The sequence below is a fragment of the Cupriavidus pinatubonensis genome (assembly GCF_019602855.1).
Classification (GTDB): Bacteria; Pseudomonadota; Gammaproteobacteria; order Burkholderiales; family Burkholderiaceae; genus Cupriavidus; species Cupriavidus pinatubonensis.
In genome coordinates this window covers 1,037,853-1,057,216 of the sequence record NZ_CP080767.1, presented here as the reverse complement: position 1 = coordinate 1,057,216, position 19,364 = coordinate 1,037,853, and the positions used below count along the sequence as shown (strand labels likewise).

At 63.1% G+C, this 19,364-nt stretch carries 18 protein-coding genes and 1 tRNA gene; 1 reads left to right on the top strand and 18 read right to left on the bottom strand.

Annotation, left to right across the window (positions count from 1 at the left end):
• Positions 1 to 11: 11 nt before the first annotated feature.
• The 17 genes from K2O51_RS17350 to K2O51_RS17270 all read right to left on the bottom strand — a co-directional run bounded on the left by K2O51_RS17350 (position 12) and on the right by K2O51_RS17270 (position 16,707).
• Positions 12 to 656 carry an NADH-quinone oxidoreductase subunit J gene (locus K2O51_RS17350; RefSeq protein WP_041679521.1) on the bottom strand — a complete coding sequence of 215 codons (645 nt, stop codon included), beginning with the start codon at positions 654 to 656 and terminating at the stop codon, positions 12 to 14.
• Positions 657 to 799: 143 nt separating this feature from the next.
• Positions 800 to 1,291 carry an NADH-quinone oxidoreductase subunit NuoI gene (nuoI, locus tag K2O51_RS17345; protein ID WP_011297152.1) on the bottom strand — a complete coding sequence of 164 codons (492 nt, stop codon included), beginning with the start codon at positions 1,289 to 1,291 and terminating at the stop codon, positions 800 to 802.
• Positions 1,292 to 1,362: 71 nt separating this feature from the next.
• Entirely contained in the window at positions 1,363 to 2,427 is a 1,065-nt protein-coding gene (nuoH, locus tag K2O51_RS17340) for an NADH-quinone oxidoreductase subunit NuoH (RefSeq protein ID WP_011297151.1), read from the bottom strand.
• A 27-nt stretch (positions 2,428 to 2,454) separates the two neighbouring features.
• A complete protein-coding gene (gene nuoG, locus K2O51_RS17335; RefSeq protein WP_220631431.1) occupies positions 2,455 to 4,830 on the bottom strand; it encodes an NADH-quinone oxidoreductase subunit NuoG in 2,376 nt (791 codons plus the stop codon).
• 12 nt (positions 4,831 to 4,842) lie between these two features.
• Positions 4,843 to 6,138, bottom strand: coding sequence for an NADH-quinone oxidoreductase subunit NuoF (nuoF, locus tag K2O51_RS17330; RefSeq protein WP_011297149.1), 1,296 nt, complete (start codon positions 6,136 to 6,138; stop codon positions 4,843 to 4,845).
• A gap of 1 nt (position 6,139) precedes the next feature.
• On the bottom strand, positions 6,140 to 6,640 hold the full coding sequence (gene nuoE, locus K2O51_RS17325) for an NADH-quinone oxidoreductase subunit NuoE (RefSeq protein WP_041679856.1): 501 nt from the start codon (positions 6,638 to 6,640) through the stop codon (positions 6,140 to 6,142).
• Positions 6,641 to 6,828: 188 nt separating this feature from the next.
• Entirely contained in the window at positions 6,829 to 8,082 is a 1,254-nt protein-coding gene (locus tag K2O51_RS17320) for an NADH-quinone oxidoreductase subunit D (protein ID WP_011297147.1), read from the bottom strand.
• A gap of 9 nt (positions 8,083 to 8,091) precedes the next feature.
• A complete protein-coding gene (locus K2O51_RS17315; RefSeq protein ID WP_011297146.1) occupies positions 8,092 to 8,691 on the bottom strand; it encodes an NADH-quinone oxidoreductase subunit C in 600 nt (199 codons plus the stop codon).
• Between the two features lies 1 nt (position 8,692).
• Positions 8,693 to 9,175 (bottom strand): NuoB/complex I 20 kDa subunit family protein, encoded by a 483-nt coding sequence (locus tag K2O51_RS17310; RefSeq protein ID WP_011297145.1) that lies wholly within the window; start codon positions 9,173 to 9,175, stop codon positions 8,693 to 8,695.
• Positions 9,176 to 9,181: 6 nt separating this feature from the next.
• Positions 9,182 to 9,541: an NADH-quinone oxidoreductase subunit A gene (locus tag K2O51_RS17305; RefSeq protein WP_011297144.1), complete on the bottom strand. Its 360-nt coding sequence runs from the start codon at positions 9,539 to 9,541 to the stop codon at positions 9,182 to 9,184.
• 166 nt (positions 9,542 to 9,707) lie between these two features.
• Positions 9,708 to 9,792: transfer RNA gene (locus tag K2O51_RS17300), tRNA-Leu, on the bottom strand.
• A 187-nt stretch (positions 9,793 to 9,979) separates the two neighbouring features.
• Positions 9,980 to 10,345, bottom strand: coding sequence for a preprotein translocase subunit SecG (gene secG / locus K2O51_RS17295; RefSeq protein ID WP_220631430.1), 366 nt, complete (start codon positions 10,343 to 10,345; stop codon positions 9,980 to 9,982).
• A gap of 52 nt (positions 10,346 to 10,397) precedes the next feature.
• On the bottom strand, positions 10,398 to 11,135 hold the full coding sequence (gene tpiA, locus K2O51_RS17290) for a triose-phosphate isomerase (RefSeq protein WP_011297142.1): 738 nt from the start codon (positions 11,133 to 11,135) through the stop codon (positions 10,398 to 10,400).
• Positions 11,136 to 11,232: 97 nt separating this feature from the next.
• Positions 11,233 to 12,237: an NAD(P)H-quinone oxidoreductase gene (locus tag K2O51_RS17285; protein ID WP_140952714.1), complete on the bottom strand. Its 1,005-nt coding sequence runs from the start codon at positions 12,235 to 12,237 to the stop codon at positions 11,233 to 11,235.
• 161 nt (positions 12,238 to 12,398) lie between these two features.
• On the bottom strand, positions 12,399 to 14,585 hold the full coding sequence (pnp, locus tag K2O51_RS17280) for a polyribonucleotide nucleotidyltransferase (RefSeq protein ID WP_011297140.1): 2,187 nt from the start codon (positions 14,583 to 14,585) through the stop codon (positions 12,399 to 12,401).
• Between the two features lie 428 nt (positions 14,586 to 15,013).
• Positions 15,014 to 15,283: a 30S ribosomal protein S15 gene (gene rpsO / locus K2O51_RS17275; RefSeq protein ID WP_011297139.1), complete on the bottom strand. Its 270-nt coding sequence runs from the start codon at positions 15,281 to 15,283 to the stop codon at positions 15,014 to 15,016.
• Positions 15,284 to 15,456: 173 nt separating this feature from the next.
• Positions 15,457 to 16,707, bottom strand: a complete 1,251-nt coding sequence (locus K2O51_RS17270; RefSeq protein WP_011297138.1) for a branched-chain amino acid ABC transporter substrate-binding protein — start codon at positions 16,705 to 16,707, stop codon at positions 15,457 to 15,459.
• 200 nt (positions 16,708 to 16,907) lie between these two features.
• Here K2O51_RS17270 and K2O51_RS17265 point away from each other — a divergent pair, with 200 nt between their 5' ends.
• A complete protein-coding gene (locus K2O51_RS17265; protein WP_011297137.1) occupies positions 16,908 to 17,435 on the top strand; it encodes a hypothetical protein in 528 nt (175 codons plus the stop codon).
• 132 nt (positions 17,436 to 17,567) lie between these two features.
• Here the strand turns inward: K2O51_RS17265 and K2O51_RS17260 are convergent, their stop codons facing one another.
• Positions 17,568 to 19,109, bottom strand: coding sequence for a 2-isopropylmalate synthase (locus K2O51_RS17260; RefSeq protein ID WP_011297136.1), 1,542 nt, complete (start codon positions 19,107 to 19,109; stop codon positions 17,568 to 17,570).
• Positions 19,110 to 19,364: the final 255 nt, after the last annotated feature.

Below are 19,364 nucleotides of genomic sequence, written 5' to 3'. Positions count from 1 at the left end.
TCTCCGTGGCTTTAGTTCTTGTTGGCAGTCGCCGCGGCGTCGGCCTGGGCAGTCTGGCTTTCAGCAGGCATGGCAACCAGGCGTACGCGGTCGTCGCGGCGAGTACGCAGCTGCGACGGAATATCCTGGCCCTTGACATCCTTGCGGCGGCGCAGGGTCAAAGCAACGGCTGCGATGATAGCCACCAGCAGGATGATGCCGGCCACTTCGAACGCATAGATATAGTCGTTGTAGATCAGCTTGCCGAGCGCGGCGGTGTTCGAGTAGCCCGGATCCTGCGAACCGGCGGGCAGCACCGGCGCAGTCGTGCCGATGAAGTTGCGCACCAGCACGATGGCCATTTCGGCAATGATCAGCGCACCGACCACAGACGCGAGCGGCACGTACGTCCAGAAATCCCTGCGCAGATGTTCGATGTCGATATCGATCATCATGACTACGAACAGGAACAGCACCATCACGGCGCCGACATACACCAGCACCAGCAGGATGGCGAGGAATTCTGCCTTGAGCAGCAACCAGATCGCCGCGGCCGTGAAGAACGACAGTACGAGGAACAGTGCGGAGTGCACCGGGTTCTTCGCGGTGATGACTTTCAGTGCGGAGAGCACCAGCACCAGCGCAAAGACGTAGAAGATGGTGGTCGTGAGTTCCATGGTCCTTGTCGGATCCTCTCTTGGCCTTCGGCACAAACCTCCCCTACCGGGTGGCCCGCGCCTGCGGCATCCTTCCATTGGCCCCTTGCGGGACCCGATTCAAATTCGCTTGGCAGCGCCGGCCGGGCCGGCGCCAACAGATATCAGCGGTACTTGGCGTCCGCAGCCTTCGCAGCGGCAATCTGCGGCTCGTAGCGGTCGCCCACTGCCAGCAGCATGTCCTTCGTGAAGTACAGGTCGCCCCGCTTCTCGCCGTGGTATTCCAGGATCGGCGTTTCGACGACGGCGTCGACCGGGCAGGCCTCTTCGCAGAAGCCGCAGAAAATGCACTTGGTCAGGTCGATGTCGTAGCGCGTGGTGCGGCGGGTGCCGTCGGCACGCACGTCAGACTCGATAGTGATGGCCAGCGCCGGGCACACGGCTTCGCACAGCTTGCAGGCGATGCAGCGCTCTTCCCCGTTCGGGTAGCGGCGCAGCGCGTGCAGGCCGCGGAAACGCGGCGAGATCGGCGTTTTCTCTTCCGGGAACTGGACCGTGACCTTGCGCGCGAAGAGATAGCGGCCGGTCAGAGCCATACCCTTGAAGAGTTCCTTCAGGAGCAGGCTGTTGAAGAAGTCCTTGATGGCGAGCAGCATGACGATTGCTTCCTAGTATTTCCGGAGGGGCGCACCGTATCGTTGCGGCGTGCGCGCCCTCGCCTGGCCGTTCAGTGCCAGATGTTCCAAGGCGACTTGATCCAGATCGCCACGATGATCAGCCAGCCCACGGTCAGCGGAATGAACACCTTCCAGCCCAGGCGCATGATCTGGTCATAGCGGTAGCGCGGGAACGAGGCACGAATCCAGATGAAAACCGACAGCAGCAGGAATACCTTGATCAGCAGCCAGAAGAAGCCGGGGATCGCATTGGTCACGAAGCTCGAGAACGGAGGCGCCCAGCCGCCGAGGAACAGCAGCGCCGTGATCGTCGAGATGATGATCATGTTGATGTACTCAGCCAGGAAGAACAGCGCGAACGCCATGCCCGAGTATTCGATCATGTGACCTGCCACGATTTCCGATTCGCCTTCCACCACGTCGAACGGGTGGCGGTTGGTTTCGGCCACGCCCGAGATGAAGTACACGCCGAACATCGGCAGCAGCGGAATCCAGTTCCACGACAGCACGTTGATGCCCATGTTCGCGAAGTAGCCGGTGTTCTGGCTGTTCACGATCGCCGACAGGTTCAGGCTGCCCGACACCATCAGCACCGTCACCAGCGCGAAGCCCATGGCGATTTCATACGACACCATCTGCGCGGCAGCGCGCATGCCGCCCAGGAACGCGTACTTGGAGTTCGAGGCCCAGCCGGCCAGGATCACGCCGTACACGCCGACCGAGCTGATCGCCATCACGTACAGCAGACCGGCATTCACGTCGGCCATCACCACTTCCGCCTGGAACGGGATCACGGCCCAAATGGCAACCGCAGGCATCAGCACCATCAGCGGGGCAATCAGGTACATGCCCTTGCTGACGTGCGTCGGCGTCATGACTTCTTTGAGCAGCAGCTTCAGCACGTCGGCGATCGGCTGCAGCAGGCCCAGCGGGCCGACGCGGTTCGGCCCCAGACGCACGTGCATCCAGCCGATCAGCTTGCGCTCCCACAGAATCAGGTAGGCCACGCACAGCAGCAGCGGCACCACAATGAGCACGGCCCGAATCAGGATCCACAGCGGCGTCCAAGCGCCGCCGAAGATGGCGTGGCCTTGCGAGGTAATCCAGTCGATCATGTTGCGTTCTCGCTATTCTTGTATGGCTCAGGCCGCGCCGGCCGTTGCAGCGGCCTTCTGGCCGGCGGACAGGTCGACAGCCTTCTCGACCTTGACCGTGCCGAACATGGCGCCGAGGCCCATTGCCGCCGGGGTTGCAGCCGGAACGCGCACAGTGTTGGCCGGCAGCGTGTTTTCCAGCACGCCCGGCAGCACCACGCTACCCTCGCCCTGCGTCACGCGGACCGGGTCGCCCGATTGGATACCCAGACCGGCGAACAGATCGGCGGACAGCGCCACTTGCTGCGCGCGGCGGGCCGCGGCGGTCAGCTGCAGCGATTCGGCACGGCGCACGATCGGATCGGCGTGGTAGATCGGCACATCTGCAATACGCTCGATGCCATTGGCAGCGGCGGCGCTCACCCGGATCGGCGCGTCGGTGGCGTTGCTCAGTTGCGGTGCAACCGGGTTGGCCAGCACTTCGGCGCGAACTGCTTCGGCGCTGTCGTAGTCGAAACCGGCCACGTCCAGCAGGTTGCCCAGCACACGCAGTACCTTCCAGGCCGGACGGGATTCGCCGAGCGCGCGCACCACGCCATTGAAGCTCTGCGGCAGGCCTTCGCAGTTGACGAAGGTACCCGCAGTTTCGGTGAACGGCGTAACCGGCAGGATCACGTCGGCATACTGCATGGCCGCTTCCGAGCGGAACGGCGACAATACGACCACGGTGCCAGCCTGGGCCAGCGCGGCCAAGGCCTTGCGCGGGTCGGCGGCGTCGAACTCAGGTTCCGTGTTGAGCAGCACGTAGGCCTTGCGCGGCGATTCCAGCATCGCCTGCGCGTTGGCACCGCCCTGCTTCGGCAGCGCACCGGCGACATAGCCACCCACGGTGTTTGCAGCCTCGGTCAGGAAGCCCAGCGTGGCGCCGGCTTCCGTAGCGATCCACTGTGCCAGCGCGTGCAGCGCAGCGAACTGCGGATGACGCACGGCCTCGTTGCCGAGGAACACGGCGCGGCGCTCGCCCGACAGCAGCGCGTCGGCGGCGGCACGGGCGGCATCGCCACCGTCAAAACCTTCGGTGCCTGCCGGTGCGGCGACGCCCTTGGCGGTCGCCACGGCACGGGCGATACCAGCCAGCGCAGCGGTCCAGCCCGACGGGGCCACGTCGATACGCGCGGCCAACGGCATCAGCAGGTCTTCACCGCCTGCACCGAGCACGGCGACGCGGGCGCCCTTCTTGCCTGCCTGGCGCAGACGCGAGGCCAGCAACGGGTGGTCTTTGCGCAGCGACGAACCGATCACCAGCACGCGTTGCAGCGTGGACACATCGGCCACCGGCATGCCAAGCCAAGGCGCGCCCTTCAGCGCTGCCGAGAAATCTGACTGGCGCAGACGGAAGTCGACGTTGTCGCTACCGATGCCGCGCATCAGCTTGCCGAGCAAATACAGCTCTTCCAGCGTGCTGTGCGGGCTGGCCAGCGCAGCGATCTGGTCGGCGCCATGGTCGCGCTTGATGCTCGCGAGGCCATTGGCCACGTATTCGAGCGCGGTCTGCCAGTCGGTTTCGATCCACTGGCCGCCCTGCTTCAGCAGCGGGCGCGTCAGACGGTCGGCACTGTTCAGGCCTTCATACGAGAAGCGGTCCTTGTCCGAGATCCAGCACTCGTTGACGTCTTCGTTCTCGAGCGGCAGCACGCGCATGACGCGCTGGTTCTTGCTCTGGACGACCAGGTTGGCACCCAGGCCGTCGTGCGGCGACACCGACTTGCGGCGTGCGAGCTCCCACGTACGGGCCGAGTAGCGGAACGGCTTGCTGGTCAGCGCGCCGACCGGGCACAGGTCGATCATGTTGCCGGACAGTTCCGAATCCACGGTCTGGCCGACAAAGGTCGTGATTTCCGAGTGCTCGCCGCGGTTCAGCATGCCCAGCTCCATCACGCCGGCCACTTCCTGGCCAAAGCGCACGCAGCGGGTGCAGTGAATGCAGCGGGTCATCTCTTCCATGGAGATCAGCGGGCCCACATTCTTGTGGAACACCACGCGCTTCTCTTCCTTGTAGCGCGACTCCGAAGCACCGTAGCCCACGGCCAGATCCTGCAGCTGGCATTCGCCGCCCTGATCGCAGATCGGGCAGTCGAGCGGGTGGTTGATCAGCAGGAATTCCATCACGGACTTCTGTGCCTTGACGGCCTTCTCCGAATTGGTGAAGACCTTCATGCCCGGGGTCACCGGGGTGGCGCAAGCCGGCAGCGCCTTGGGCGCCTTTTCAACTTCAACCAGACACATGCGGCAGTTGGCCGCGATGGACAGTTTGCGGTGGTAGCAGAAGTGCGGGATGTAGGTGCCCAGCTTGCGGGCTGCTTCCATCACCAGGCTGCCTTCTGCAACCTCAACCTTCTTGCCGTCGATCTCGAGTTCAACCATGTTCTGCCACGCTTAGATGTAGGCCGGAACCATGCACTGCTTGTGTTCGACGTGATATTCGAACTCTTTCCAGTAGTGCTTGAGCATGCCGCGGACCGGCATCGCCGCGGCATCGCCGAGCGCGCAGATGGTGCGGCCCATGATGTTTTCCGCGACGTTGTTGAGCAGGTCCAGGTCTTCCTGGCGCCCTTCTCCGTGTTCAATGCGATTGACCATGCGGTACAGCCAACCGGTGCCTTCACGGCACGGCGTGCACTGGCCACACGATTCTTCAAAATAGAAATACGACAGGCGCAGCAACGAGCGCACCATGCAGCGCGTCTCGTCCATCACGATCACGGCGCCCGAGCCCAGCATCGAGCCGGCCTTGGCGATCGAGTCGTAGTCCATGTCGGACGCCATCATCATCTCGCCCGGTACGACCGGCGCGGACGAACCACCGGGAATCACGGCCTTGATGCGCTTGCCACCGCGCATGCCACCAGCCAGCTCCAGCAGCTTGGCGAACGGCGTGCCCAGCGGGATCTCGTAGTTGCCCGGACGCTCGACGTCACCGGAGATCGAGAAGATCTTGGTTCCGCCGTTGTTCGGCTTGCCCATCTTCAGGTAGTTCTCCGGGCCGATGGCCAGCAGGAACGGCACCGCGGCAAACGTCTCGGTGTTATTGATGGTGGTCGGCTTGCCGTACAGGCCGAAGCTCGCCGGGAAGGGCGGCTTGAAACGCGGCTGGCCCTTCTTGCCTTCCAGCGATTCGAGCAGCGCGGTTTCTTCGCCGCAGATGTACGCGCCATAGCCATGGTGGGCGTGCAGCTGGAAGCTGAAGCCCGAGCCCAGGATGTTGTCGCCGAGGAAACCCGCGGCGCGCGCCTCTTCGAGGGCTTCCTCGAAGATCTTGTATTCGTTCCAGATCTCGCCGTGGATATAGTTGTAGCCCACGGTGATGCCCATCGCGTAAGCGCCGATGGCCATGCCCTCGATCAGCGAGTGCGGATTGAACCGGATGATGTCGCGGTCCTTGAACGTACCGGGCTCGCCCTCATCGGTATTGCAGACGAGGTACTTCTGGCCCGGAAACGTACGCGGCATGAAGCTCCACTTCAGGCCGGTCGGGAAGCCCGCGCCCCCACGGCCACGCAGGCCCGAGGCCTTGACGTCCGCGATCACCTGCTCGGGCGGGATCTTTTCGGTCAGGATGCGCTTGAGCTGCTGGTAGCCGCCGCGCTTGACGTAGTCTTCCAGGTGCCAGTTCTTGCCGTCCAGGCCGGCCAGGATCAGCGGCTGGATGTGGCGGTCGTGCAGAGAGGTCATGTTACTTTGCCCCCTTGGCGGCAGCGTCGGCCTTCAGCTCGTCGACCAGCGCGTCGAGCTTGTCGTCGCTCATGAAGCTGCACATGCGGGTGTTGTTGACGATCATTACCGGCGCGTCGCCGCAAGCGCCCATGCACTCACCTTCTTTCAAGGTGAAGCAGCCGTCGGCAGTGGTCTCGTTGTAGTCGATGCCAAGCTTGCGCTTGAGGTACTCGCCGGCCCGCTCGCCGCCCGACAGGGCGCAGGGCAGGTTGGTGCAGACGGCGAGCTTGAATCTACCCACCGGCTTGGTGTCGTACATGTTGTAGAAGGTCGCCACCTCTTCCACCCACACGGGCGGCATGTCGAGATAGCTGGCGACGAACTGCATGACTTCGGGGGAAACCCAGCCCACCTCGCCCTGCGCCACGGCAAGCGCCGCCATCACGGCCGACTGCTTCTGGTCGGCCGGATACTTCGCGATCGCGCGATCGATTTCCTTGAGAGCTTCTGCTGATAGCATGGTCATTGCAGTAAAACGGCGGAGGCAGCAAACGGGCTTGCATCCGCAGGTTTGCAGCCGTCGCTGCCTGTTCCGCCGGCGGGCCTTAGGCCCTGCCGTTCCGCCGTGGGTTTCCCCGCCGCTCCCCGATGACACACCGGTCGCGGCAAGGAAGCGCCCGGATCGTCGTCCGGGCCAGCGGTCCGTGTTTAGCGGTCGATCTCGCCGAAGACGATGTCTTGCGTGCCGATGATCGTTACCGCGTCAGCAATCATGTGTCCCTTGGCCATCTCGTCGAGGGCGGCCAGGTGGGGGAAGCCGGGTGCGCGGATCTTCAGGCGGTACGGCTTGTTCGCGCCGTCAGAGATCGCGTAGATACCGAATTCACCCTTCGGGTGCTCCACCGCTGCATACGCTTCACCTTCCGGCACGTGCATGCCTTCGGTGAACAGCTTGAAGTGGTGGATCAGTTCTTCCATGTTCGACTTCATGTCCACCCGCGACGGCGGCGCAACCTTGTGGTTGTCAGTGATCACCGGGCCCGGATTACGGCGCAGCCATTCGATGCACTGCTTGATGATGCGGTTGGACTGGCGCATCTCTTCGACACGGACCAGGTAGCGCGCGTAGCAGTCGCCGCCCACGCCCACCGGCACATCGAAGTCCATCTTGTCGTACACCTCGTACGGCTGCTTCTTGCGCAGGTCCCAGGCAATGCCCGAACCACGCAGCATCGGACCGGTGAAACCCATCTGCAGCGCGCGCTCCGGGCTGACCACACCGATATCGACCAGACGCTGCTTCCAGATCCGGTTGTCGGTCAGCAGCGTCTCGTACTCGTCGACGTACTTCGGGAACCGGTTGGTGAAGTCCTCGATAAAGTCCAGCAGCGAGCCTGAACGGGCTTCGTTCATGACCTTGATGGCACGCTCGTTGTGAACCTTGGACGCGCGATATTGCGGCATTGTGTCAGGCAGGTCGCGATACACGCCGCCCGGACGGTAGTAGGCCGCGTGCATGCGCGCGCCCGACACCGCCTCGTACATGTCGAACATGTCCTCGCGCTCGCGGAACGCGTAGAGGAACACCGCCATCGCGCCCACGTCGAGCGCATGCGCACCGATCCACATCAGGTGGTTCAGCAGGCGAGTGATTTCGTCGAACATCACACGGATGTACTGCGCGCGGATCGGCACTTCGATGCCAAGCAGCCGCTCGATCGCCATCACATAGGCGTGTTCGTTGGACATCATCGACACGTAGTCGAGACGGTCCATGTATGGAACGTTCTGGATCCAGCTCTTCTGCTCTGCCAGCTTTTCGGTGGCACGATGCAGCAGGCCGATGTGCGGGTCGGCACGCTGGATCACTTCGCCGTCCAGCTCCAGCACGAGGCGCAGCACGCCGTGCGCGGCCGGGTGCTGCGGTCCGAAGTTCAGGGTGTAATTCTTGATGTCTGCCATGGCGCCTAATCAGTGCTGCGTGCCGCCGTAGTTTTCCTCGCGGATCACGCGCGGCGTGATTTCGCGAGGTTCGATCGTGACCGGCTGGTAGATGACCCGTTTCTGCTCGGGGTCGTAGCGCATTTCCACGTAACCCGACACCGGGAAGTCCTTGCGGAACGGGTGGCCGACAAAACCGTAGTCGGTCAGCAGGCGGCGCAGGTCCGGATGGCCTTCGAAGACGATGCCGTAGAAGTCGAACGCTTCGCGCTCGAACCAGTTCACCGAGTTCCACACGTCGATCAGCGACGGCACCACGGGGAAATCGTCATCCGGCGCAAACACACGCAGACGCAGACGCCAGTTGTGAGTCACGGACAACAGGTGCGATACCGCGGCAAAACGCAGACCATCCCAGGCGCCATCGCCGAAGTCGGAATAATCGACGCCGCAGAGGTCGATCAGCTGCTCGAAACGCAGCGACGGATCGTCGCGCAGCGTGCGGGCAACTTCGAGGTAGTCATCTGCCTTGACGATCAGCGTCAGTTCGCCGGTCGCCTCGATCAGTTTCTGCACGCGCTTGCCGAGAACTTTCTCGAGCGCGGCCTTCAGGGTCTCAAGCTTCGCCATGTCAGCCCTTGCGCGCGATGGTGTTGGTGCGCTTGATCTTGTTCTGCAGCTGGATCACGCCATAGATCAGCGCTTCAGCCGTGGGCGGGCAGCCCGGCACGTAGATGTCCACCGGCACAATGCGGTCGCAGCCACGCACCACCGAATACGAGTAGTGGTAATAGCCGCCGCCATTGGCGCAAGAGCCCATCGAGATCACCCAGCGTGGCTCGGCCATCTGGTCGTAGACCTTGCGCAGTGCGGGCGCCATCTTGTTGCAAAGCGTGCCGGCCACGATCATCACGTCCGACTGGCGCGGCGACGGGCGGAACACCACGCCGAAGCGGTCCAGGTCATAGCGCGCCGCGCCAGCATGCATCATTTCCACAGCACAGCAGGCCAGGCCGAAGGTCATCGGCCACAGCGACCCGGTGCGGGTCCAGTTGATCAGCTTGTCAGCGGTAGTCGTGACAAAGCCTTCGTTGAGAACGCCTTCGATTGCCATTTCACATCACTCCCAATCGAGCGCGCCCTTTTTCCAGATGTAGACGAAGCCCACGATGAATTCCAGCAGAAACACGCCCATGGCGATGAATCCCGGCCAGCCGATTTCACGCAGGGCAACACCCCACGGAAACAGGAAGGCGGTTTCGAGATCGAACAGGATAAAAAGGATGGCGATGAGGTAATAGCGCACGTCGAACTTCATGCGCGCATCCTCGAACGCTTCGAAGCCGCACTCGTACGGCGACAGCTTCGCAGGATCAGGCTTGTTCGGACCGAGGATCCGACCAATCGACATCAGCGCGATGCCAAGCACGACGCCGAAGATGATGAAGATGAGAACGGGGAAGTAGGCTTCGAGAGTCAAGATGCGGCCAGCCTTATCTGGAATGTTGTCAACAGCACCAGCTGAAGCGGCGTCCTGTTGCCCACCCCAGGCGCTAAGCCGAAGACCTCACGGCGCGCCGCCTTGCGGACCGCCGGAGCCCGCTGGCCGGGAGCATTGCCCGGGAGCGGACTCCGATCGAGTTGTTTGGTGCCGACGGCGAGACTCGAACTCGCACAGCTTTCGCCACTACCCCCTCAAGATAGCGTGTCTACCAATTTCACCACGTCGGCTGGGGGAGAAACAATATTGCCTGGCGCCGGGTTTTTTAGGCCCTTCAGAGCTTTTGCAGAGGTTTTTGCCTTTGCTTAAGCCCCATCGCTGGGGAATCGTTTCAAGCCTTGGATTCTAACCCGGTTTGCTGCATTGTTCAACGCACAACTGCAAAAAAAATCAGGAATCGAATTCAAGGCTGGTTGATTATTTCGGAACAGCGGGCGCTGCCGGCGACGATGCGTCAGCAGCTGCCGCAGCAGGCGCGGATGCAGCAGCCGGAGCCGGCGCAGCAGTCGGGGCCGCACCCATCACGCCCAGCGACGTGGAGGGCTTGTAGTTGCCCATCAGCGTCAGGCTGAGCGTGCAGATGAAGAAGAGCGTGGCCAGCACCGCTGTGGTACGCGACAGGAAGTTTGCCGAGCCCGTAGCGCCGAACAGGCTGCCCGAAGCCCCCGACCCGAACGCCGCACCAACATCGGCACCCTTGCCGTGTTGAATCAGCACGAGGCCGATGACGCCGAGCGCCGACAACACCTGCACCAGCACCAACAAAGTCTTGAAAATTGCCATTTGGATAAAGTTAGCGTTACTTGCCTGATCGGATGTCTGGCACGACGGGCATTCAGGCGTTGCCGATCGCGAGAAAATCTTCCGACTTCAGCGAGGCACCCCCAATCAGGCCCCCGTCGATATCGGACATGGAAAACAATTCGGCCGCATTGTCCGGCTTGACACTGCCACCGTACAAAATCGCCATACGGTCAGCCACACCGGCGTCGCGCTCGCGCACCTCTGCACGCAAGAACGCATGCACGGCCTGCGCCTGCTCGCTGCTTGCGGTCTTGCCAGTACCGATGGCCCACACCGGTTCGTAGGCCAGCACCACACGACCCAGTTGCTCCACCGACAGCGCGTCGAGAGCGGCCTGCAATTGACGACCGACCACAACTTCGGTTTCACCGGCCTCGCGCTGGGCGAGCGTTTCACCGACGCAAATCACTGGAATGATGCCGAATTCCAGCGCGCGCAGCGCTTTGGCAGCTACCACGGCATCGGATTCCCCATGGTACGTGCGGCGCTCCGAGTGTCCGACCAGCGCGTACGTGCAGCCGAACTCACCCAGCATCGACGCGGCCACCTCGCCGGTGAACGCGCCACGGGCCTCGGCGGACACGTCTTGTGCGCCCCAGGCTACCTGCGAGCCATTCAGCAACGCCTGGCACTGTGCAAGATAAGGGAAAGGCGCGCAGACTGCCAACCGCGCGCGCGCAGGTGCAGCCTTGATACCTTCCAGCAGCGCAGCGTTGGCTGCCAGGCTGCCGTGCATCTTCCAGTTGCCGATGACGAGCTTTTGTCTCACGAGGTCCCCTCCCAAATCAAACCCGTTATTGTAGCTTGCGGCGGGGGACCGGCGCTACCGCGGCCGGATTGGCCGCGGTAGCAACTTTTTCGTGCAATTACCAGGTCAGCACGATCTTGCCGATGTGTTCGCTCGATTCCATCAGACGATGCGCTTCGGCGGCCTGCGCCGCCGGGAAAACCTTGTGGATCACGGGCTTGATCTTGCCGGCTTCGAGCAGCGGCCACACCTGCTGGTGCAGTGCCTGCGCAATCTGCCCCTTGAACGACGCGGAGCGCGGACGCAGCGTCGAACCGGTGACGGTGATACGGCGGCGCAGAATGTCGCCGAGCGGAATTTCCGCCTTGGCGCCGCCAAGCAGCGCGATGATGACGATACGGCCATCATCGGCAATGCACTTCAGCTCGCGCGCGAGATAGGAGCCAGCCACCATATCGAGGATCACGTCGACGCCCTTGCCCTCGGTCAGCGACGCGACTTCGGCAACGAAATCCTGAGTCTTGTAGTTGATCGCGCGATCGGCGCCGAGGTCCTCGCAAGCCTTGCACTTCTCGTCCGTACCAGCCGTGACGAACACCTTGTAGCCGAGCGCCTTGGCAATCTGGATCGCGGTCGTGCCGATGCCGCTCGAACCGCCCTGGATCAGCAGCGTCTCGTCCTTGCCGCGCGGGCCCTGGCCCAGATAGCCGCGATCGAACACATTGCTCCATACGGTGAAGAACGTCTCGGGCAGCGCAGCGGCTTCAATATCACTCAGGCCCTTTGGGGCCGGCAGGCATTGCGCCACCGGGGCGATGCAGAGTTGCGCATAGCCACCGCCCTGCACGAGTGCGCACACGCGATCGCCTACCTTCAGGCCGAAGCGGTTGTCGGCATGGGACAGGTCACCACCGACAACCACGCCAGCCACTTCCAGGCCCGGCAGATCCGACGCGCCTGGCGGCACCGGATAGTTGCCGGTACGCTGAAACACGTCCGGACGGTTGACGCCAGCCGCGGCCACACGGATCAGGATTTCGCCGGCACCCGGCACCGGGTCGGGACGCTGCGTCTCCTGCAGGACCTCGGGGGCACCGTATTCGCGAATCTCGATGGCTTGCATTGCTGCTCCTTGTCTTTGTCTGTGCGCGAGGCGATGACGCTGTCGCGGCGCTTCGGGAAGAGCGATTGCTCAATGGGTTGCCCGGCAGTGTAAACAAAAAACGGCTGGACATCGCCAGCCGTTTTTTGTCCGACGCCGCCTGAGGCGGCACCGATTGCAGCTTATTGCTGCTGGTCCGACGGAGTTGCCGGAGCCGCAGCCGGAGCCGGAGCCGGAGCCGCTTCACCAGCGTTCACCGGGCTGATGCTGCCACCCTCTTCCGCCAGCGCAGCCTTCAGCGACAGGCGCAGACGGCCCTTCTCGTCAGCCTGGATCAGCTTGACGCGCAGTTGCTGGCCTTCCTTCAGCCAGTCCTTGATGTCCTTCACGCGCTCGTTGACGATCTCGGAGATATGCAGCAGACCATCCTTGCCCGGCAGGATGTTCACGATCGCGCCGAAGTCCAGCAGCTTCAGCACCGTGCCGTTGTAGATCTTGCCCACTTCGGCTTCGGCGGTAATGCCCTCGATACGGCGCTTGGCTTCTGCCATGCCATCGGTCGAGGTCGACGCGATGGTGATCGTGCCGTCTTCCTGGATGTCGATGGTCGTGCCGGTTTCCTTGGTCAGCGCCTGGATGGTCGAGCCACCCTTGCCGATCACTTCGCGGATCTTGTCCGGATGGATCTTCATGGTGATCATGCGCGGTGCGTGCGCCGACAGCTCGGTGCGCGCGTGGCCCATGGCACCCTGCATGGCGCCCAGGATATGCAGACGGCCTTCCTTGGCTTGCGCCAGCGCAACCTGCATGATTTCCTTGGTGATGCCCTGCACCTTGATGTCCATCTGCAGCGCGGTGATGCCGTTGTCGGTACCCGCCACCTTGAAGTCCATGTCGCCCAGGTGATCTTCATCACCGAGGATGTCGGTCAGCACGGCAAACTTGTTGCCTTCCAGGATCAGACCCATGGCCACGCCGGCCACGTGCGCCTTGACCGGAACGCCGGCGTCCATCAGCGCCAGGCAGCCGCCGCAGACCGAAGCCATCGACGACGAACCGTTCGATTCGGTGATTTCCGAAACCAGGCGGATGGTGTAGGCGAACTCGTCGTCCTTCGGCAGCACCGGAATCAGTGCGCGCTTGGCCAGGCGGCCATGGCCGATTTCGCGGCGCTTCGGGCTGCCGACGCGGCCGGTTTCGCCGGTGGCGAACGGAGGCATGTTGTAGTGGAGCATGAAGCGGTCGCGGTATTCACCGGCCAGCGCGTCGATGATCTGCTCGTCGCTCTTCGTGCCCAACGTGGCCACGACCAGCGCCTGGGTTTCACCGCGGGTGAACAGGGCCGAGCCGTGAGCGCGCGGCAGGACCGACGAACGGATCTCGATCGGACGCACCGTGCGGGTGTCGCGGCCGTCGATGCGCGGCTCGCCGCCGAGGATCTGTCCGCGGACGATCTTCGCTTCGAGGTCGAACATGATGTTGCCGACTTCCACCTTGTCAGCGTCGACGCCGGCCTCGGCCAGGGCGGCCGTCACGTTCGCCGACACTTCCTTCAGCTTCTGGCTGCGGGCCGACTTCTGGCGCAGCTGATAGGCTTCCTGCAGCAGCGGTAGCGCGACTTCGGTGACCTTGGCGATCAGCGCTTCGTTCTTCGGCGCAGGCGCCCAGTCCCACTCGGGCTTGCCGCCTTCGCGCACGAGATCATGGATCGCGTTGATGGCGATCTGCATCTGCTCGTGGCCATACACCACGGCGCCCAGCATCACGTCTTCGGACAGCTGGTTGGCTTCCGATTCCACCATCAGCACGGCGCGCTCGGTACCAGCGACGACGAGGTCGAGGTCCGACGTGGCCATTTGCGAACGGGTCGGGTTCAGCAGGTACTGGCCGTCCTTGTAGCCGATACGTGCAGCGCCCACCGGGCCGTTGAACGGGATGCCCGACACGGCCAGCGCGGCGGACGCGCCGATCAGCGCAGGGATGTCAGCCGGGATTTCCGGATTCAGCGACACCACGTGCACGACCACCTGCACGTCGTTGTAGAAGCCTTCCGGGAACAGCGGGCGCAGCGGACGGTCGATCAGGCGCGAAGTCAGCGTCTCGTTTTCCGACGGACGGCCTTCGCGCTTGAAGAAGCCACCGGGGATCTTGCCGGCAGCGTAGGTCTTTTCGATGTAGTCGACGGTCAGCGGGAAGAAGTCCTGGCCGGGCTTCGGGCTCTTGGCGGCGACGACAGTCGCCAGCACGACGGTATCTTCCACGTCGACGATCACGGCGCCGCCGGCCTGGCGGGCGATTTCGCCGGTTTCCATGCGGACCGTATGCTGGCCCCACTGGAACTGCTTCACAACCTTGTTGAACATGGACATTTGCATTCCTTGTCTTGCGCGCACGCCGCAATCGTTGCGCGGCGTGTCTCGCCCGCGTTCTCAGCCGCGGGCTAACTGCCGGATGCGGTCGCAGTTGCAGGGAAGTGCTATGCCATTCCAGCGCGGCACTGTCGCCGATGCCGCGCTGGAATGACACAAAGCCCTGTTTCCTTGGCCGGTCCGGATACTGAAAACCATGAAAAAGAGCAACTTACTCCGTTGCGGGGCTTGCCGCAACGGGTGACCGGCGAATCAGAATTCGCGCGATCCAGTGACCTGAAAATCACCTTCCAGCGTATTGCATGTCGGAGCCGAAAAATTGGCCGCCAGAAATGCAAAATGCCTGCCCCAGCAATGCTGAAGCAGGCATCGAGGCCTCACGCGAAACCGTGCAAAACCAGGAATCGCGCTGCCATGCCAGCCAATCCTTACTTGCGCAGGCCCAGCTTTTCGATCAGGGCACGGTAACGGTCAGCGTCGTTGGACTTGAGGTAGTCCAGCAGGCGACGACGACGGCTCACCATGCGCAGCAGACCGCGGCGGCTGTGGTGATCCTTCATGTTGGCCTTGAAGTGCGGGGTCAGTTCGTTGATGCGGGTGGTCAGCAGGGCGACCTGAACTTCGGGGCTGCCAGTGTCGTTGGTGCCACGGGCGAACTGCTTGATGACTTCGGACTTGTTGATATCGGCGACTGCCATGATGATTTCCTTTCACTTGCGAACGCCACAGCGCGGGATGCGCCGCTTGCGTCGTGCCATGCATTAACAGGCATCTGCCTTCATACCCGCAGACGCCGGATGACGACAGCCGCGGATTATAACGGAAAAGCGGCACCAGCGGCCAACCCCAGCGCCGATCCCGCGTACGAAGCCTATGGGCGCTGCATACGACACGTGGTCGCCAGCGTGGTCTGGGCCGCCTTGAGCTTGCGCACCGTGCGGAAGCCGTATCCCGAGCCCTCATTGTCGAAACGCACTTCGCCGCCCTGACGCTCCATCACCGACACATACAGCGGTTGCAGCACCTGATGGTCTTCGGCGCGGATCGTGGCTTCATGGAAGTCGTTGACGTAGCGCATGTTTTCCAGCGAACGGGCGACCTTCACCGCATCGGTCGAGCCGGCCTTTTCAATCGCACGCGCCAGCATCTCGATCATCATCTGCATGCGCAGGTGCACGTAGTCGTCCTTGGGTTCCGGGTAGCGCGTACGGAATTGTTCGTAGAAAGCGTCCGACGCGGCGCCGCCGACGTTCGGATGCCACTCGGCCACCGCCAGCACACGACCCACACCGGCATCGCCCATCGCGGCCGGCGCACCAAGGCCATTGCCATAGAACGTATAGAACTTCGCCTGCAGCCCGCCTTCGCGCGCGGCCTTGACCATGAGCGTGAGGTCGTTGCCCCAGTTTCCCGTCACGACGGCGTCGGCACCACTAGCCTTGATCTTGGCGATATAAGGCGCGAAGTCCTTGATCTTGCCGATCGGATGAAATTCATCGCCGACCACCTGCACGTCCGGCCGCTTGGCCGACAGCATATCGCGCGCGGAGCGCGATACCTGTTGGCCGAAGCTGTAGTCCTGGTTCATCAGGTAGACACGCCGCACCGAGTGATCCTGACGGATGACCTCGGCCAGCGCCTGCATGCGCATGTCCGCGCTGGCATCGAAGCGGAAATGCCAGAAGCTGCAGTTTTCGTTGGTCAGGCTGGGATCGACCGCCGAATAGTTCAGGAACAGCACCCGCGCATCGGGCTGGCGCGCGTTGTGCCGGTTGATCGCCGCGACCAGCGCGCTGGCCACCGCGGAACTATTGCCCTGCAGGACGAACGGAATACCCTTGTCCACGAGGCTGCGGAACTGGATCAGGCTTTCGTCGACGTTGCCCTTGCTGTCGAACGTAACGAGTTCCATCGGCCGTCGGCCCTGCGCAGTCTTCACGCCGCCGCGCGCATTGACGCGCTCGATCGCAATGCGCAGATTGCGCACAACGGCTTCGCCGGCATTGGCGAATGGCCCGGACAGCCCGTCGATCATGCCAAGCCGGATCGGCTCCTGCGCCTGGGCGCCCGCTGCTATCCACATCAGGCCGGCTGCGAGCCAACCCTTTGCCAGTTTCCACATGCCAAGTCTCCGCGAAAGCGCGCATGGTAAGGCAGCGCCGCGCGCATCGCAAATCGCTACGCGGTGTCGCACCGCGCGGAAAAAGAAGCGGTCATGCACGAACTTGCCGCAAGTTCGCGGCGAAAAGATGCGTCGAATGCACGTCGGTCGCGTGAATCGCTACACTGCAGCCACTAGCATCGACATGAACCGAGGTAGCCATGAACCGAACCCTGAAGCGCGCCGGCCGCCGCATCGCCATGGTGGCATGCGTCGCGCTGCTGTCGGCTTGCGTCACCCTGATGCCTGTAGACGAGGGCCGCAAGCTGATCGGCTCGCCACAGGCAGCGGTGGCAGCCCGCTTCGGCCCGCCGCCAGAGGTATATGCCTTGCGCGATGGCACCACACGCTGGATCTATTCGAAGCAGCCGCTCGGCCAACAGGCCTACGCGGCAGACTTCGACCGCAACGGCAACCTGACCAACTTCCGCAATATGCTCGAGACGCCCGAGCTGTACAAGGCCGAGGTCGGCAAGTGGACCAAGCGCGATGTGCAGGAACACTTCGGCATGACGCGCGAGCCGGTCCAGTACTATCCGCGCATGGAGCGCGATGTCTGGACATACCGCTTCCGCCATGAGGGCGTGTGGCCATCACTGTTCAATTTCTATTTCGATCAGGACGGCATCCTGCGCCAGACGCAAATCACGCCAGACCCGCTTAATGACCCGGACCGCCGGCGGTGGTAAGCCGGCCCAATGAAAACTGCCCGCGGACCGCGTCTGGCGGCCGGCGGGCTGGTTCGGGCGTTGAGGCCGGATAGGCTCTTCGCCGCAGGCGCCACCCGGATTACGAGTGGCGCCACGATGCGGGTCTGAAAATCAGATCTGCGGATTGATCTTTTGCACGGCCTTGTCGTGCAGCTTGTTCAGGGCGGCCAGGTAGGCCTTTGCCGAAGCTGCAACGATGTCCGGATCGGTACCGACGCCATTGACGATGCGGCCAGCCTTGGACAGACGCACCGTCACTTCGCCCTGCGCCTCGGTGCCGCCCGTGATGGCGTTCACCGAATACAGCACCATCTCCGCGCCGCTGTTCACCTGCGATTCGATCGCATGCAGCGTAGCGTCGACCGGACCGTTGCCCTCGCCTTCACCGGAATGCTCCTGGCCGTCCATGTTGAACACGACGCGGGCATGCGGACGCTCGCCGGTTTCCGAGCGCTGCGACAGCGAAATGAAGCGATAGTGCTCATTGGCGTCGTGCTGGGCCTCGTTCGAAACGATGGCCATGATGTCCTCATCGAAGATCTCGGCCTTCTGGTCGGCGAGTTCCTTGAAGCGGCCGAACGCGGCGTTGACTTCAGCCTCGCTTTCGAGCTCGACGCCCAGTTCCTGCAGGCGCTGCTTGAATGCATTGCGGCCCGACAGCTTGCCCAGCACGATCTTGTTGGCGGTCCAGCCTACATCCTCCGCGCGCATGATCTCGTAGGTGTCGCGCGCCTTCAGGACGCCATCCTGGTGGATGCCCGATGCATGCGCGAACGCGTTGGCACCAACCACGGCCTTGTTCGGCTGCACCACGAAACCGGTGATCTGCGACACCAGCTTCGAGGCTGGCACGATCTGCGAGGTGTCGACACCGACATCGAGATTGAAGTAGTCGCGGCGGGTCTTCACGGCCATCACGACTTCTTCAAGGCTGGTGTTGCCGGCGCGCTCGCCGAGACCGTTGATCGTGCATTCGATCTGGCGCGCGCCGCCGAGCTTCACCGCGGCCAGCGAGTTCGCCACGGCCATGCCGAGGTCGTTGTGGCAGTGCACGGACCACACAGCCTTGTCCGAGTTCGGAATGCGCTCGCGCACCGAGCGGATCAGGTCGGCGTAGCCTTCCGGCACCGCATAGCCCACGGTGTCCGGAAGGTTGATGGTGGTCGCGCCCTCGGCGATCACGCCTTCGAGCACGCGGCACAGGAAGTCCATGTCGGAGCGGCTGCCGTCTTCCGGCGAGAACTCGATATCGTCCGTGAACTGGCGCGCGAAGCGCACGGCCAGGCGGGCCTGCTCATAGACCTGGTCCGGCGTCATGCGCAGCTTCTTCTCCATGTGCAGCGCCGACGTGGCGATGAACGTGTGGATACGGAACGAGTTGGCCGGCTTGAGGGCCTCGGCGGCACGCGCGATGTCCTTGTCGTTGGCACGGGCCAGCGAGCAGATCGTGGAATCCTTCACGACCTGGGCGATCGAGCGAATGGCTTCGTAGTCGCCGTTGGAGCTTGCCGCAAAGCCCGCTTCGATCACATCGACCTTCAGGCGCTCCAGTTGCTTCGCAATGCGGATCTTCTCCTCGCGCGTCATCGAGGCGCCGGGCGACTGCTCGCCATCGCGCAAGGTGGTATCGAAAATGATGAGTTTGTCAGACATTGTGGAGCTCCTGGGCTTTATCGTGTGCTGTCCCCGCCATCGTGCCGCCGGGTACCGCCTGTTCCACGCATTCGCTGCGAGTGAATGCAAAACGCCCCGGCGTGCATCGATGCAGGCCGGGGCGTTGGAAAATTCCTTGGTGATTCCGCGCTAAGGTATGGATTGCCTCAGCGCGCGCGCGTCCCGACCTGATGGCCTAGTAGGCCACCTAGCTTGGTGTGGGCGAGTAGGGCTTGGCGCGAAATCATGGCAGGG